Here is a 17,465-nt window from a genome sequence, read left to right as displayed (position 1 = left end):
TCCAATACAGCATTGATACTCCAGAGAATAGAAACAACAAATATCACAATTTTCACACTTTACAAAACAAACCACTCTTTTCAGGGGGTACTTGCAAGAAAAATTGCATTATTTTCAAGAATACCCCCTAAAAAATAGGGGTACTTTCAGAAAAAACATATAATTTTGCGCCCAACAATCAACAAAAGGAAGACAAGTATGTCAAAAATGAGATTCTACGCCTTGCAAGAGCTCGCCAACCGACGCCCTCTTGAAGTTACTACCCCTTCGAACAAATTATCCGATTATTACGGAAGCCATGTGTTTGACCGTAAAAAAATGCAGGAGTACTTACCCCGGGAAGCTTACAAAGCTGTGACAGATGCCATAGAAAAAGGCACCCCTATCAGTCGCGAAATAGCCGACCTGATAGCAAACGGTATGAAGAGTTGGGCAAAATCCCTGAATGTCACTCATTACACTCACTGGTTCCAGCCACTGACGGATGGTACTGCCGAAAAACATGACGGTTTTATCGAATTTGGAGAAAATTCAAATGTAATCGAGCGTTTCTCCGGCAAATTACTGATTCAGCAGGAACCGGACGCTTCTTCTTTCCCTAACGGAGGCATACGTAATACGTTTGAAGCTCGCGGATATACCGCCTGGGATGTCTCTTCACCCGCTTTCGTTGTAGATACCACATTGTGTATTCCTACAATCTTTATCTCTTATACCGGTGAAGCACTGGACTATAAGACTCCATTATTAAAAGCACTGGGTGCTGTGGACAAGGCTGCCACGGAAGTATGCCAGTTATTCGATAAGAATGTAACCCGCGTATTCACGAATCTGGGATGGGAACAGGAATATTTCCTGGTAGATTCCGCCCTATACAATGCCCGTCCCGATCTTTGTCTGACCGGACGCACGCTTATGGGACATTCGTCTGCAAAAGACCAACAGTTGGAAGACCACTATTTCGGTTCTATCCCCCCACGCGTAACAGCTTTCATGAAAGAGCTGGAAATAGAATGCCACAAACTTGGAATTCCGGCAAAAACACGCCATAACGAAGTTGCTCCCAACCAATTTGAATTGGCTCCAATCTTTGAGAATGCAAACCTTGCCAATGATCATAATCAGTTGGTAATGGACCTGATGAAGCGTATTGCTCGTAAACATAACTTTGCCGTGTTGTTGCATGAGAAACCTTACAGTGGTGTTAACGGTTCGGGAAAACACAATAACTGGTCACTCTGTACCGATACCGGAATCAACCTTTTCGCTCCCGGTAAGAATCCAAAAGGAAACATGCTTTTCCTCACTTTCCTGGTGAACGTATTAATGATGGTTTATAAGAATCAGAATTTGCTGCGTGCTTCTATAATGAGTGCAGGTAACAGTCACCGTTTAGGTGCCAATGAAGCCCCCCCCGCTATCTTATCCATATTCCTGGGCAGACAATTATCTGCCACTCTGGATGATATCGTACGTCAGGTAGGAGACGATAAAATGACTGCCGAAGAAAAAACAACTCTTAAGTTGGGAATCGGACGTATTCCGGAAATCCTTCTCGACACGACAGACCGTAACCGTACTTCTCCGTTTGCTTTCACCGGCAATCGTTTTGAATTCCGTGCAGCCGGTTCGTCATCCAACTGCGCAGCTGCCATGATTGCCATCAATGCTGCCATGGCCAACCAGTTGAATGAATTCAAAGCATCCATCGACAAACTGATGGAAGAAGGAATTGGTAAAGATGAAGCTATTTTCCGCATCCTGAAAGAGACTATCATCGCTTCCGAAGCTATCCGTTTCGAAGGAGACGGTTACTCTGACCAATGGAAAGAAGAAGCTGCCCGCCGCGGACTGACTAATATTTGCCATGTACCCGAAGCTCTGATGCACTATATGGACAACCAATCCCGCTCGGTATTGATCGGCGAACGTATCTTTAATGAAACGGAGCTCGCCTGTCGTCTGGAAGTAGAATTGGAGAAATACACCATGAAAGTGCAAATTGAAAGCCGCGTATTGGGTGACCTGGCCATCAATCATATTGTCCCCATAGCAGTCAGCTACCAGAACCGCCTGCTGGAGAACCTGCTCGGACTCAAAGAAATCTTCTCTCCTGAAGAATACGAAGTACTAAGTGCCGATCGTAAAGAACTGATACGGGAAATTTCCAAGCGTGTAACTGCTATCAAAGTCCTTGTACGCGAAATGACCGAAGCCCGTAAAGTGGCCAATCATATGGATAGCTACAAAGATAAGGCTTTTGCCTACGAAGAAAATGTACGTCCGTATCTGGAAAAGATACGTGATCATATCGATCACCTTGAAATGGAGGTTGACGACGAGATTTGGCCGTTGCCGAAATATAGGGAATTGTTGTTCACAAAATGATAATTTAGCGCTACGCGCTAAATTAAGTGACGAGCTATGAGCTATCAGTGCACAAGTTGCTGTGCTATAAGCCTGAAAACTATTATATAGTAGCTTACACTCACATCCCGAAAGCTACTTGTAGCTTGTATCCCGTAGCTTGTCACTTAATTCCATATTTGAAAATTCCTACCCGATTACTGCATCTTTTCGTGTCTTTTGTGCAATATTTAATTTTTTCTTTTTACATTTGTGCTGTATAACACAGTTTTGCAGCAGTTATGGTAAAAATGAATTTGTCAGACGTGAATGTTCCGGAGCTGATAGCCGATATGTGGGAGCCCCTGAATGAAGAGCAGCGGGAATTTCTCGCGAACCATTTTACGCTCCAGAATTATAAGAAAAATGAGGTCATTCACTGCGAAGGTGAGACCCCGAAATACCTTATGTGCCTCTTGAACGGAAAGGTCAAGATTTACAAGGATGGTGTTGGCGGCAGAAGCCAGATTATCCGCATGATTAAGCCTGTAGAATATTTCGGTTATCGCGCCTATTTTGCCAAAGAAGACTATGTTACTGCTGCTGCTGCTTTCGAACCCTCTCTTATTTGCCTGATACCAATGAGCGCTATTACAACATTGGTTACACAAAACAATGATCTTGCCATGTTCTTCATCAAGCAATTGTCCATCGACCTGGGTATTGCCGACGAACGTACTGTCAACCTGACACAGAAACATATTCGTGGAAGACTGGCTGAATCGCTTCTTTTCCTCAAAGAAAGTTATGGACTGGAAGAAGACGGTTCTACCCTCAGTATTTATCTGTCACGCGAAGATCTGGCAAACCTGTCTAATATGACAACCTCCAACGCTATCCGTACCTTATCACAATTCGCTACCGAACGTCTGATCACGATTGACGGACGGAAAATAAAGGTCATCGATGAGGAAAAACTGAAGAAAATAAGTAAAATAGGATAAAGGATAGTGATTGTCTTCCCCCTAAAGGCAATTATTGTTTTTCCTCTCTTCTGTTTTGCCCTATTTATAAACTTAACACACATAAATGCCATGAAAAAAGGATTAAGTGCTTTGCTATTAGCAAGCCTGCTGTGTGCCTCCTCCGGCTGTCAGCAAAATCAAAAAGAGGTAGTGAATGAGTATAACATCGTTCCGATGCCCAATCAAATGACTCCTCAAGAGGGACGTTTTCAACTGAGTAATAAAGTATCTGTCACCACTGCCGGTTGCACTCCGGAAGTACAAGCCATTGCAGACAGCCTGATCGCCCGTATCCAGCTGACCTCCGGTATCTCTTTGCAAAATAATCCGCAAGAAAATCCGGAACAACCTGATATACGTTTCGTTACGGAAAATGGAATGCCTAAAGAAGGATATAAGCTTTCTATCACTCCAAATGAAATCACCCTTTCAGCATCCCATCCCAACGGTTTCTTTTATGGAGTACAGACTATGTACCAACTGTTGCCGCCTGCTGTTTATGGAAAAACAACAGTGAAACGTGCTAACTGGTCTCTGCCCGCTGTCGAAATAGAAGATGCCCCCCGTTTTCCTTACCGTGGTTTGATGCTGGATGTTTGCCGTCACTTCTCCACTACCGACTATATTTATAAATTCATCGATATGCTTGCCATGCATAAGATGAATACTTTCCACTTCCACCTGACAGATGACCAGGGCTGGCGAATAGAAATCAAGAAATACCCGAAACTACAGGAAGTAGGTTCAAAACGGAAAGAGACACTGATAGACTACTACTATGTAAACTGGCCGCAAATCTTCGATGGAAAAGAACATGGCGGATACTATACCCAAGAGGAAATTAAAGATATAGTAGCCTATGCAGCAAGTAAGTATATCACTGTCATTCCCGAAATAGAAATGCCGGGACATGCCATTGCAGCACTTGCCTCCTACCCTGAACTGTCTTGCAGACCGGATACGACATACGAAGTAACCGGCACATGGGGTGTGTTCGAAGAAGTCTTCTGTCCCAAAGAAGAAACATTCCAATTCCTGGAAGGTGTATTGGATGAAGTTATTGAATTGTTCCCCAGTTCATATATTCATATCGGCGGTGACGAATGTCCCAAGGATGCCTGGATGAAATGCACACATTGCCAAGGATTAATCAAAGAGTTAGGTTTGAAAGACGACACCACTCCGAATGCCATTGACGGTAAGAAGCATACGAAAGAAGAAAAGCTGCAAAGTTACTTCATCACCCGTATAGAGAAATACCTCAACAGTAAAGGACGGAACATTATAGGTTGGGATGAAATTCTGGAAGGCGGACTGGCTCCCAATGCAACAGTCATGTCCTGGCGCGGTGTAGAAGGCGGCATCACTGCTGCCAAAGCCGGACACGATGCAATTATGACTCCAAGCCCGTACGCTTATCTGGACCAGTACCAGGAGGAACCGGAAACTGCACCGACTACTATCGGCGGATATAACACACTCAAGAAAACATATAGTTATAATCCCGTCCCCGATGATGCGGAAGAATTAATAAAGAAACATATTATCGGTGTACAAGGTAATATCTGGAACGAATATATGCAGAATGACGAACGCCGTGACTACCAAGCATTCCCCCGTGCCGTAGCCTTGGCAGAAACGGGCTGGACGCAGAACAGCAGAAAAGACTGGAACAGTTTCCGGAACCGCATGGTAGAAGATTTCGAACGTATGGACGTTATCAATGTGAAAGCTTGCCGTAATTTCTTTGATGTAAACATCAACACCCATGTATACGACGGCACATTGAAAGCCGTGCTGGAAACATTCTATCCGGATGCCGAAATCAGATACACAACGGACGGAAGTGTGCCGACTGCCAAATCCGAACTTTACACACAACCTTTTATTTGGGAAGGCAATATAGACTTACAGGCAGCTGCCTTCAAAGATGGTAAGATGCTGGGGAAAGTAAACGGTAAAAAACTGTATGCAAACCTGATAAGCGGAAAACGATACACTACCACTCCTCATTGGGGTTGGATGAGTGGCGATATCTTCGGAGAAAACGATGTATTGGGCACAGATACCACTACACTGGGATTGACCAATGGGAAACGAGGTAATATCGCTTCTTTCACACCGTGGGTGGCTTTTAAGCTGAACGAGAAAAACAACAATGAACTCGTATTCTCTGTAGATATGGAGAAACCGGTCACTATCAGTAAGGTCGTTTTCGGTACACTTTATAATCCTGCTTTCCGTGTTCTGCCTGCAAGTGCAGCCCGCGTAGAGGTATCAACTGACGGTAAGGAATTCAAGGAAATAGCTCAGGCATCCTACACTCGCGAATATCCGGAGCATGGCAGAAAAATGTTCACCGACACGCTGGAATGTACGCCTACCGAAGCACGTTACATCAAAGTGACATTGAAGAGTGGTGGAACACTGCGTAATGGCATCGACTGCCGGAAAGATTCACCGGAAGATATTATTCCTTCAGACTTATATGTAGATGAGATAGAAGTATATTAATAAAAAGAAAGCTCCGAATTGTCATTCACAATCCGGAGCTTTCTTTTTATACTATTCTGCTACTCACCTGAGAAGCTTCTCTTGCACAATACAAATTTAGAGAAGACACTTGGATGAAAGATATCTCTCAGCCTCGAGTGCCGCCTTACAACCGCTACCTGCCGCCGTAATAGCCTGACGATAATGCGGATCAGCAATATCACCGGCCGCAAACACACCCGGCACTTTCGTACGAGGACTGTCGCCTTCTGTAATGATATAACCTGTTTCATCCGTATCCAGATACGCCTTGAAGATATCCGAGTTCGGCTGATGACCGATAGCCAGGAAGAATCCATCGATAGCCAGATCATAACGTTCTTCATCCGGTTCACCCATACGCTTCACCAGATGAACACCTTCTACACCGTTCTCTCCAAATAAACCTACGGCATTATGTTCAAACAGTACATCGATATTCTCATGCTTCATCACACGCTCCTGCATGATCTTAGAAGCACGTAAGAAAGGTTTTCTCACAATCAGATAAACTTTTTTAGCCAGTCCGGCAAGGTATACAGCCTCTTCACAAGCCGTATCACCACCACCCACTACTGCCACTACCTTTTTGCGGTAGAAGAAGCCGTCACAAGTAGCACAAGCGCTGACACCCATACCAGCATATTTCTTTTCATCATCCAGTCCCAGATATTTAGCGGTAGCACCTGTAGCGATAATCAACGTATCTGTTTCAATCACTTTTTCTTCATCAATCGTCACTTTATATGGAGCTGCACTCAGGTCGGAAGCTGTTGCAATACCGAAACGCAGGTCTGCACCGAAACGTTCTGCCTGCTTGCGCAAGTCATCCATCAATTGTTGGCCACTGACACCTTCCGGGTAACCGGGAAAGTTCTCCACATCTGTAGTAGTTGTCAACTGACCACCCGGCTGCAATCCTTCATAAAGCACCGGAGAAAGGTTGGCACGCCCTGCATAAATAGCTGCAGTATAACCGGCTGGACCAGAACCTATAATCAGACATTTTACTTTTTCTGTTTCCATCATTCTATTTACAATTTAACAATTTACAATTTACGATTGAAAAAACTCTTTGTTTACCATCCGTAGCACAATCTTCAGATTGTAAATGGTAAGGTATATACCTTTATCTTAAATCAATCACTTCGGCAGTCGGATACGCCTTCTTGTCGAAAGTGAAAAGATTATCGTTGTAAGATTCTCCTGTTTTATAAGATGTAATGCGGATAGCTACGCTATTCCCACCCTTCTGAGTCATACTGATACACAGAGGTTGAAGAGTATCTTTTGTTACATAGATAATAACACACTGCAAATCCTGTTTTCTGTTAGAAGCTGTCAGTATCACTTCATAAGCAGGTTTACCCCCATAAGCATCAGCTTTACCCAACTTCATATGATATCCTTGTTTATAAATAGACAATAAGGCATAAGGGTTAATGCTTTGCAACTCTTCGGGAGTAGGTTCGGAGATATTCACTTCGTCACTGTTAGTAAGATAACTCCATTGCGTACGACCGTCAAACCAAGTCTTCACGCCATCGGCATCCAACAGGAATTTTTCTCCTTTCAAACGGATAGTTCCTGCAGAACTTCCTTGCAAGGTACTTTTAGCATACGTCTGAACCGTAAAATCAGCCTGAATACCTCCCGCCTGACGGAAGGCAGTAGCTGTACGGTCCAATATATCTTTGGCATCCACTTTCTGTGCCGAAAGCGGCAATGCCAGACCGAACAGGCAGATACAGATTAAAAGAACATTCTTCATCATTAGTTTAACACGATTTACAGTAAATTGTTCAAACGCATTTGCAGGTCATTTTCATCGACACAAAGCACTTCACGCGCTTTACTGCCTTGCGCAGGTCCCACAATTCCGGCTTTTTCCAATTGATCCATCAAGCGTCCTGCACGATTATAACCGATGGCAAACTTACGTTGGATCAATGAAGTAGAACCTTGCTGATGAATAACAATCAGACGGGCAGCATCTTCGAACAACGGATCCAGACGTCCCATATCCACATCTCCCAGATCACCTCCGCCATCTTCACTGACATATTCGGGCAAGTAGAATGCAGTAGGATATCCTTGTTGCTTGGCAATGAACTTCGTGATTTCCGCCACTTCCGGTGTATCGATAAAGGCACATTGCACACGCACGGGATCAGCTCCCTGCAGGAACAACATATCACCGCGTCCGATCAGCTGGTTAGCTCCCGGACGGTCGAGAATAGTACGAGAGTCTATCATGGCAGATACACGGAACGCAACACGCGCCGGGAAGTTCGCCTTGATCGTACCGGTAATGATATTCGTTGTCGGACGCTGCGTAGCAATAATCATATGAATACCCACCGCACGCGCCAACTGGGCTATACGGGCAATAGGCAATTCAACCTCTTTACCTGCCGTCATTATCAAGTCACCGAACTCATCGATCACCACTACTATATAAGGCATGAATTTATGCCCCTTTTCCGGATTCAACTGGCGATTGATAAACTTCTCATTATATTCCTTAATATTACGCACATGTGCAGCTTTCAATAAGTCGTAACGGGTATCCATCTCTATACAGATAGAATTCAACGTTTGCACTACCTTGGTTACGTCTGTAATAATAGCATCTTCTCCATCGGGCAGCTTGGCAAGGAAATGATGTTCAATCACCGAATAGATACTGAATTCTACCTTCTTCGGGTCTACCAACACAAACTTCAGTTCAGCCGGATGCTTTTTATAAAGCAAAGAAGTAATAATGGCATTCAGGCCGACAGACTTACCTTGACCTGTGGCACCGGCCACCAGCATATGCGGCATCTTACAGAGGTCTACCATGAACACTTCATTGGTAATCGTCTTACCCAAGGCAACCGGCAAGTCATAAGTAGACTCCTGGAACTTTTTACTACCGATGATACTCTGTCCGGAAACGATTTTCGGATTAGAGTTCGGCACTTCAATACCAATTGTTCCTTTTCCCGGAATCGGTGCAATGATACGAATACCCAATGCCGAAAGGCTAAGGGCGATATCATCTTCCAGACCACGAATTTTAGAGATACGCACGCCTTGTTCGGGAGTGATTTCATACAGCGTCACCGTAGGCCCCACCGTTGCCTTGATCGTACTGATTTCAATACCAAAACTGCGCAACGTATTTATAATCTTGTCTTTATTGGCATTCTGTTCCGCCATGTCGATAGTCGGCTCGGCATTATCGTAATGCTTCATCAAATCGACAGTAGGATAGCGATAATTTTCCAGATCAAGACGAGGATTATAAGGTTCCTTTTCCGGACCTTTATATTCGTCATCATCCTCTGCAGCTTCTATTTCAAAAGTAGGTTCTACCGCTGCAGGTTTCTCATGAAGAGAAGGAGCAGGATCGGAGACTGGAGTTTCAATAATCATAGAAACTTCTTCCCCTGTTGCCTTGACAGGTTGGGGTTCTGTAATACCACCTAAATCCAGTGTTATTTCATTTTCCGGTTCTATTACCGGCTCAGAAACCTCAATGGGAGTTTCTTCTTCTTTCGTATCAGACTCCGCCACATCAGGAACAGGAGCAGGTTTCTTCTTTCCTTTCGCCGTCCAGGAATCTGTAAACTCTTCCGGTGTTTCGCCTTTCTCTTCTTCTTCTTTCTGTTTGCGCTTCAAGAAACTGAGGCTAAACAGCCTCCGTAACCAGATCACGGTACGTGCACTGATATAGATAAGGAAACAGATAGCAGTCACCAACAGAATCATCCAAACGCCCGGCACGCCCACTTGCGACACCAGCCAATTGCTGACATTGTATCCATGCATACCGCCCAGATATAAGAAAGAATCTTTGTATTGCTCCACAAAAGCGAATCCAAAGAAGACAGAAAACCAGACGAGCAATAGCGAGCATCCGATAAACCACTTCCAAAGCCGAACCACACGCACACGCATCAACTTCAGTCCCGCCACTGCAAGGAACACAAGAATGAAGAAAGACGAGATACCGAAGCAGTCGTTAATAAGATAGCTTGCTAACTGTGCACCGCGCGAACCGGCATAGTTTTTCACTCCATTATTGGTAGAAGCCAGTTCCTGCGCACTGCCCGAGTCAATAATACTTTGATCCGCCGCTCCCGTAAAGAAGAACGAAGAAAAAGCTAATAGCAAATATACTGAAAAGATGACCAGTATCAAGCCAATAACAAAGTGAATGGTTTCGTTTTTAAAGATTGCCCTTATTTTACCAAACAAGGAAAGAGTTTGTTCCGTATCTTTAATTGAATTTTTCTTAGCCATGAATATAATTCCTTAGTAAATGATAGATTGGTGCAAAAGTAATAAAAATATTGCTCTTTTTATAACCTTACCTTCTAAAGATTCTCCGAATGGAGAAGAGGTATCAACCAATCTTTCTGCCAGATGTCTATCAATATCTGTTGATTACCCCTTTGGCTTTGTTTACAGCAGTAGCTGCCGGAATTTCTCCCAAACTCCGCTCGTCGAACATTTGCAATATTTTCTCAATATTCTTAATAGCACCTTTATTACCTTTCTTCTTAAATTCTTCTTTCAGAATACGCACTTTTTCAAAAGCTTGCACACCCTCGGTCAGACGCTCCATGCGGATGGATGAACGAGCACCGGGATAGATCAGATAAGTATCCCCTGCCGCCCACGCGGTAAAACGGCTATCCTGCAACGGATTTTTCACCCAGCTATTCAATGCCCAACGCAGATAACCATCCAGATTTTCTTTAGCGCTATGCCATGCCAGCCATTCGGCTTCGGCAGGTGGGCTAAAAAGGTTCCGAACAGCAGGTATAATAAGTGGTTACTTTTCCGGCTTCACGGCGTGAATCAATCGTTTCAGGCGGAAATCTCTCGGCAATCGTAATACAATAATCATCCAGTTCATCCACCAATTCAGCGTGATAAGTTCCGGCCAGTGAAACCTTAAAATCTTTGTCAGCTTTGCGGATCACTTTTAATGTTTCCTGCATGTCTTTCATGGGACGTTCATCCATAGCGATATGAGTAATCTCAAACCATCCTTTTTTCTTCAGATGTTGGGCAAACGATTTCAGCATCGTTATCCAGAACTCTTCGTAAGCAGCTTCTCCCGGCTTGGCATTAAGATATTTGAATGAATTGCTCGCCTGGTCAAAGTACTGGAAAGAAAGTCGCCAAGGTACCATAGAGAAACAACTGATTTGCTTCCTGACACCTGTGCTCATCATAAACTCCACCCATTTATCGAACACCGTATAATCAAAATACCAGGTACCGTCGACCTTCTTCAGCCAGGTGACCATGCTCTCGAAAGCATCATACGTCTGCCCGTTCCAAGGCTTGTGCATGATGGAAGCGGTAATCACTTTCCCGCCTGCATCGGCATACAACTTCATCAATGGGCGCATCAGTTCAAAATGTTTGTCACTGAATGGTTCCACACCATAATAGCGTGCAACAGCATAGGGATTCTGCCATAGGTCCAGATGGAAAGCCCATTCGGAAGGAACAGGAAGGATGCGGTTCTTTACATTGACAGTCAGTTTCAATTCAGACAAAGCAGTATCTCCGTTTCGCACGGTAACCGTTCCCGTATATTTTCTTGCTTCAGCATGCTGCGGCACCCGAACACTGATCCAACCTCCTTGGGCTGAGTTGGCAGGAATCACCAGAGAAGGGGTAAGATGATCGAGTACATCCGCTACCAGAGTAGAGTCAAAGTCGACACTGTTGCGATAGCCACATGCCCCCAATCCATCCTTGTTCAGTTCATCGGTCATAACATAGCGTACAAAACTAGTCCGAATATCGTCTTTACTAATGGATTCGGAGCCGGAAGTCAGATCACTGACAGTGAAAGTCAGATTGTTTAATGTTTCAGGAGTCCACACTACCAGTTGGGCAGATACTTTTTCACCTTTCCAGGCTGTGAGATTAATACTTTTCTTTATTCCGGAAACAGCAGCAGGTTCTTCCTTCTTATACCGTACGTCCGTACTTCCCCAACTGACTTGCGGGGCTTTCACTTCAGACCATAAAACCGGATTGACGGCTACTGGATTGGGGGCTTCCTGATAAGATTCCGTATCTTGAGCATTCAGGCATACTGTAGAGAACAAAAAAGTTCCCAGGAATAAGAGCTTTATCATAGACTGCAATTATTAGTTTAAAGTTTCTCGTTTTTCTAAATATATTTTATACCCACTTTTACCTACACGCTTGCACTCACGCCCTGAATCGCTTTATTCATCGGGCATACAGCGGTGGTGGCAGCAATTTAAAATGGCGTGCAAGCAAAATTACCAACACTTACAAAAACAGGCATATATCACTGTAAATCTTTCGATTATTACTTTTTCAACACATAAATAGGCTGCTTCTGTAAGCCCTTATTTTCCAGTTTTCCCTCTTCACAAAGACGCCGAATGTGCCGGGTAGCAGTAGTCCGTGTCATGCCAGTAAGAGAATAGAAGTCGCCTTTCATCATGAAATCGTGTGTACTGAAGAATTTTTCCAACAGTTTGTCAATCTCTTCCGGAGTCAATGGTTTCCGCAATACATCCCTCTGTTTCAGAGGTTTCACTTTTATATTACCCACCTCGCTCCGCAATGCAATGTCGGGACGGAAAGTGATGCCTTTCAACTTGACTTTGGTACTTTTTCGTTTAGTATCCACTTTCACTGGTTCGGTACAGGTCAGCGTAGGACGAAAATAGCCAATACCATCCAAATGCACCTGACGTCCTTCCCCCAACTCCCGTCCCATGAAATGCGACAGGGCATCGAGTACAGCCAAAACATCTGTTTCGGTCAGCGAACAATATTCTTGTATGAATCTTCGCAATGCAGCAGTGTCCGTGGAGCCGTTCAACCGGATACGCGGATGCAAAGTCATTTCTTCATCCTGACGGTCTTTGGTTTTGGGATTCTCGTACCAATCAAATAGTATTGCCATAACTTCTTGTTTTTTATGCCGCCCTTTTCAATAATGTCCAAAGCGGGGGTTACTTATATCAACGTCCTATATTTCTTTCGTTAATTCCTTATATTTCTTTCGTTCATAAGTCATGTTTTAATATTGAGCACAATGGTGAAGCAGATGCTTCACAGTAATGAAGCAGCAAAATCACAGTTATGAGGCACATAATCCACCATTGTAGTCAAAGCAAAACAATGGATACAAAGATAAAGAAAAGGCAATGCAAAAGCAAGGAAAGGGCGATGTTTTAAAAAAGAAAGAGTAAGAGAACATTTTAATAAGCATAAGGATGAAGACGGCAGAAAATAAATGAAGCCGAATTGTGCGAGCATACAGAACAGAATCGTACAATCCTTTTACCTAAAACCAAACGGGGGAAGCCTAAAAAGATGAACTATACAGCCACACTGTCTTTTCAACCATTTGGAGTCTATTTCAGATTTTCAGCCAACCAAATTATCATTGCCAATTACACAACCCAAACCTCACCCCTCAAAATTCCACCCCAGTACCCCAAGCAATTCTCTTTCTTTGGCAATGGTCTCCGACGTACTCATAAAACCCTGATGAGCCGGATTCTCATTATAAAGTTTCTGTAACTTTTCAGCCTCCATTTCCGGAATCACTTCCCAGGCAATAACTTTGCCGAAATCGTAAGAGAAAAGTGGGGTTCCTTTCAGGACCATATCCATATTTTGTTTTATCTTATCCATAGGATACATCTTCAGATATTCACTTTTCTGGCGGAGAGTACGCACCAAAATACCCGGTTCACCATTCTCAATGGTAGCGAAAATAAGGTGTGACTCCTTATTCACTCCATTTTTGTAAATATAATCACGTTTTTTCCGCAATAAGATTTTCAACGGAACGCGGTTGACATAGCCGTTTTCGTAGCAAAGGAGCAATGAACCACCCATTTCATCTTCACTTACCGCCAACGTAAGTATCGCATTGTCCATTGAAGAATATTCATCCTGCAATACATATCCACCATTATCGAGTAAGGACAAAAAAGTCATCACTTGTACATCCGGATTATCTTTAGCTGCACACGGGTTGGATCGTATCAGGGATGTTTGTATCGTATTTATCCCGGCCTTGACATTCACCTTTTTCTTTTTCTTTTCCAAACTGGCGGCAAAGGCAGCGGCAACTGCAGTCTGTACTTCACCGGTATGCTGCAAGCTCTCACTGATTAACTCCACATTCTTTTCAGCAATCTGATTGAGCTCTTCCTGCAATGTATCATTTTTTCTTTTCTGCTGCTTAGTCAGGGCATTGCCGTCGAGCATCACCGTCGAGTTACCCTGCCGTTGCCATACCACACCTTTCAATGTAATCAATTTGCCGTAACAGGGAATCGTTATGCAGCATACTTCACGATTGCCATACTGGGGAAATTCCATCTTGATGATACCATTAATATCTTTTCCCATCGTAGCTATGATACGCTGGCGGATAAAACGCTCGTAAGCATCCGAATCACATACCATATAGGCATAATCCTCCTTCAGTCCGATAACAGTTCCATCATTAGACACACCAATATAAAGCGTACCGCCGGATGCATTCAGGAATCCCGTAATAGTACGCAGTATGATCTCAGACTGCTGCTTCATATCGGGAACGGTACGCCCGGCAGGATATACCACCGACGATTTAAACTCTACTTTATCGCTTTCCCTGCCCAAGCAAGGGAGGTCTTCCTTTTGCTTGGATGCGACCGCAACCGGTGAGACTTTTTCATCGGGTAAAGCAAATTCTCCGGCACCGATGCGTTGCAAAAGTTCGTTACGCAAAGGGAGCAGCGCTGCTGGAGGCAAGGTACGGAACAAAAGCGTATGTGCCAGCACCAGCCGGACAATATGTTCCCTGTTTTCATCTTTGGTAGTCGCAATGCCTAAGGCAAGCGCCGGATCAAAAGTGTGGCTATAGAACAACCCGAGGATATGCAACAATTCTTTTTGGGGCCTCAACCAGGGGTAGCGTAAAAGAGCTGCATCGTCTATGCGTGAAAAGTCAGACCATCGCACCTCTCCGGTATAAGTGGCAAAACTGTAGATATTCTCCTCATAGTTCATCTGCAATGACAAATATTCACTCAGAACCGGATCATTGGTCATCTCGGCCAGCAGACGAGCCGTACCCAACAAGTTATAACGCATCACCAGCGATTTCTCAGTGGATGCCACTATTGCCAACAGCACAGGTAACTCGTGTATCAAAGGAAGCGATAATTGCTCTCCGGTCAGCATCGCGTCTTCATCCGTGAACACCTGCCCGAAGTTACCCTCTTCTTCTTCCGTATTTTCATCCTTTGGAGAACAAAAGTCAATATACTCACCTACCAGTTTGGCCAATGCCTCCGTCACATCTATATTTTTATCGGATGCTTCTATATAGGCCGCATTGATATATCCCGTATCATTGATCGCCCTCACCTCCAGCAAGGCTACCGTACCCACTTCCGGATAAGGTGCCACGCCCGGCGAAAACAGAGTATATCCTTCTTCGCACAGCCAGATACAACTACCCTTCGACATCCGGATTAACTTGGCATATGTGCGATATCCGAATTTCAGCGTTCCCGTAACGAACTCAAATAATTCCCGGAGAATACTGAATGTCAACCGGTTATTCTGTCCGATTTTTACTACGGTAGCCTCAAACGTATCTCCCTCATAGAAAACTCCATCCAGACTGCTGAGGTAAATGCGGGAGACTTCATTCGCCATTAGCGCACCACTCCCTTCATATCCTGGTTCCGTTACATCGGCAAACATCAGTTGCGGAAAACGCGGGTTGAATGCCCGCAACGTAATCTTTAGGCGCATACCCACCGAGGGAAGTGTTTTTACCGACGCCTTTGGAGCGGAAGGCATCACCTGCCGGGACATTTGTCCGTACAATGCTCCCCAAAAGGCCCTGAGTGCCGGTATATTCTGCGCATCACTCGATTTAAGCTTCATATCCTTCTTTGCAAATACGCTGATTCTGCCATCAAATACGGAAAGCATCTCCGCCACCTTCTGATGTTCGGGCAGCAAGGCACCGGGATTGCAACCCACATACAGCCCGAATGTTCCGTTACGCAGAAGTGCCCGGCTCCCCTTAGCAATGTGCTGCGCTATAAAATTATCTCCATCAGCAGATATATCCGTCATGAACGCCCGCAACTTGGCAATGAATGGCTCGGACTTAAAATGCACCACATCATCCCATGTAAATTCCGGACGGTAAGGTTGATTGGGCTGCGTCAGGACATCATACGCTTTATTTATCAGAATTCCGGCAGAAGCCGGGTTTGTCAAAGCCGCATAACGATAAAGCATTATTCGATAGACGGGTATCGTATGTACTTCGCGATTATAGCATAATAGCAAATAAACAGCCAGCAAATGCAATGTCTTCGCAGGTAGAGAATTTTGCACCGTTCTATTTTTCTCTATCTTTTTCTTGATTAGTTCAGAAACCGATGTCAAAGCAGTCGTTTCCGGAGATGAACTGTTGCAGGCTATATATTGACAGAATCCGGTCAGGGCAAACATATTCTTATCAAACAGCGTATCGTCCAGCCAGAACAAGGCAGTCACCAATTCCGCCTTTCGGTTACGATCGGACAAATAGCCCGAAGTATGTATCTTGGCAAAAATATGTTTCAGAAAATCATCTGTCGCATTCGTCCGGATAAGTTCTATGGCTTTCAAAATCGCCTCGCAAACGGACATTTCCCGTTCTCCTCTTTCGCGCAACGCTTGGACTACGGATGATGAATAGAATGTGAGAAACAAAGAATCCTCGAGCATCCATTCATAGATAAGAAGTTGGCAACGGGTCAATTCACATACTCCCTCCCAATCTTTGTTCTCAATTTTCTCTTCTCTCTTGGCAAGCAGAATACTCAGGAATGACAGCAGCCATTCTCCCTCATGACTATCATATTGCTTCAGCATCTGCTGTATTTTCAGATCCCCGGTCGCCTCGTCACGCAATGTTTCCAATTGAATGCAAGAAGGTAGCGTTTCCACATGGATATTATGCACCAGCTGCCCGAAAGTGAGAAAGTTGGTTTCATAATCTATATCCTGACTGGCAGGAACGACCACCAGGTTTCCATCCTGATTTATATGTTTAACCGTGCAACGAACATTTCTTCCGATGGTTAATTCTTTTCCCATTCCTACCTGAATAGAAACCCGTATTCCGTTCAAGTCATATCCATAGAAGACATTGCGATGCCCCGAAAGATAGTTTGGTTTTTGATGCACCACAAATGAATAAGTGCTTCCTACCGAATAAAGTTTATGTGCTATTTCTCCCTTGTGCTGTGCAAAAAGGGGAGTATCGTCAGCATCATAACCATAGACAATGCACTTCACTTCATCAGGAACCGGCTGTTTTTGCTGGAATTTCAGCATTTTCACCTTATACTTGATCCCTTCATTTTCTATCAGATAATAATGACTATCATTTATTATCATCGTCCCTGTTACCTTTAGGGAATAAATCGCATCTTTCTCGTATTGCATTATTCGTATTTTTCAAGGCAATCGTTCCATAGACAGGAAACTGTTCAA

8 protein-coding genes and 1 pseudogene are annotated in these 17,465 nt (G+C 44.1%); 3 read left to right on the top strand and 6 right to left on the bottom strand.

Annotated elements, in window-relative coordinates:
• The first annotated feature begins 198 nt into the window (after positions 1 to 198).
• The 3 genes from DWW10_RS02810 (at position 199) to DWW10_RS02800 (ending at position 5,885) form a co-directional block, all read left to right on the top strand.
• On the top strand, positions 199 to 2,388 hold the full coding sequence (locus DWW10_RS02810) for a glutamine synthetase III family protein (RefSeq protein WP_007666314.1): 2,190 nt from the start codon (positions 199 to 201) through the stop codon (positions 2,386 to 2,388).
• A 260-nt stretch (positions 2,389 to 2,648) separates the two neighbouring features.
• Positions 2,649 to 3,350: a Crp/Fnr family transcriptional regulator gene (locus tag DWW10_RS02805; protein ID WP_118222702.1), complete on the top strand. Its 702-nt coding sequence runs from the start codon at positions 2,649 to 2,651 to the stop codon at positions 3,348 to 3,350.
• 90 nt (positions 3,351 to 3,440) lie between these two features.
• Positions 3,441 to 5,885: a glycoside hydrolase family 20 protein gene (locus DWW10_RS02800; protein ID WP_118421056.1), complete on the top strand. Its 2,445-nt coding sequence runs from the start codon at positions 3,441 to 3,443 to the stop codon at positions 5,883 to 5,885.
• A 96-nt stretch (positions 5,886 to 5,981) separates the two neighbouring features.
• On the opposite strand, the gene trxB is transcribed toward DWW10_RS02800, so the two are convergent.
• The 6 genes and pseudogenes from trxB to DWW10_RS02765 all read right to left on the bottom strand — a co-directional run bounded on the left by trxB (position 5,982) and on the right by DWW10_RS02765 (position 17,417).
• Positions 5,982 to 6,932, bottom strand: coding sequence for a thioredoxin-disulfide reductase (gene trxB, locus DWW10_RS02795; protein ID WP_022394385.1), 951 nt, complete (start codon positions 6,930 to 6,932; stop codon positions 5,982 to 5,984).
• Positions 6,933 to 7,032: 100 nt separating this feature from the next.
• Positions 7,033 to 7,677, bottom strand: coding sequence for an outer membrane lipoprotein periplasmic chaperone LolA1 (gene lolA1 / locus DWW10_RS02790; protein WP_022394386.1), 645 nt, complete (start codon positions 7,675 to 7,677; stop codon positions 7,033 to 7,035).
• A 14-nt stretch (positions 7,678 to 7,691) separates the two neighbouring features.
• Positions 7,692 to 10,193 carry an FtsK/SpoIIIE family DNA translocase gene (locus DWW10_RS02785; RefSeq protein WP_022394387.1) on the bottom strand — a complete coding sequence of 834 codons (2,502 nt, stop codon included), beginning with the start codon at positions 10,191 to 10,193 and terminating at the stop codon, positions 7,692 to 7,694.
• Between the two features lie 130 nt (positions 10,194 to 10,323).
• Positions 10,324 to 12,055, bottom strand: a pseudogene (locus DWW10_RS02780) (DUF4091 domain-containing protein).
• Between the two features lie 200 nt (positions 12,056 to 12,255).
• The gene (locus DWW10_RS02775; RefSeq protein ID WP_022394390.1) at positions 12,256 to 12,861 is read right to left on the bottom strand and encodes an HU family DNA-binding protein; all 606 of its coding nucleotides are present in this window, start codon (positions 12,859 to 12,861) and stop codon (positions 12,256 to 12,258) included.
• A gap of 509 nt (positions 12,862 to 13,370) precedes the next feature.
• Positions 13,371 to 17,417, bottom strand: a complete 4,047-nt coding sequence (locus tag DWW10_RS02765) for an AlbA family DNA-binding domain-containing protein (protein ID WP_022394391.1) — start codon at positions 17,415 to 17,417, stop codon at positions 13,371 to 13,373.
• Positions 17,418 to 17,465: the final 48 nt, after the last annotated feature.

It is taken from the genome of Bacteroides intestinalis (assembly GCF_003464595.1).
Lineage (GTDB): Bacteria > Bacteroidota > Bacteroidia > Bacteroidales > Bacteroidaceae > Bacteroides > Bacteroides intestinalis_A.
The sequence above is the reverse complement of the archived record's forward strand: the minus strand, read 5'-3'. Positions and strand labels throughout refer to the sequence as shown.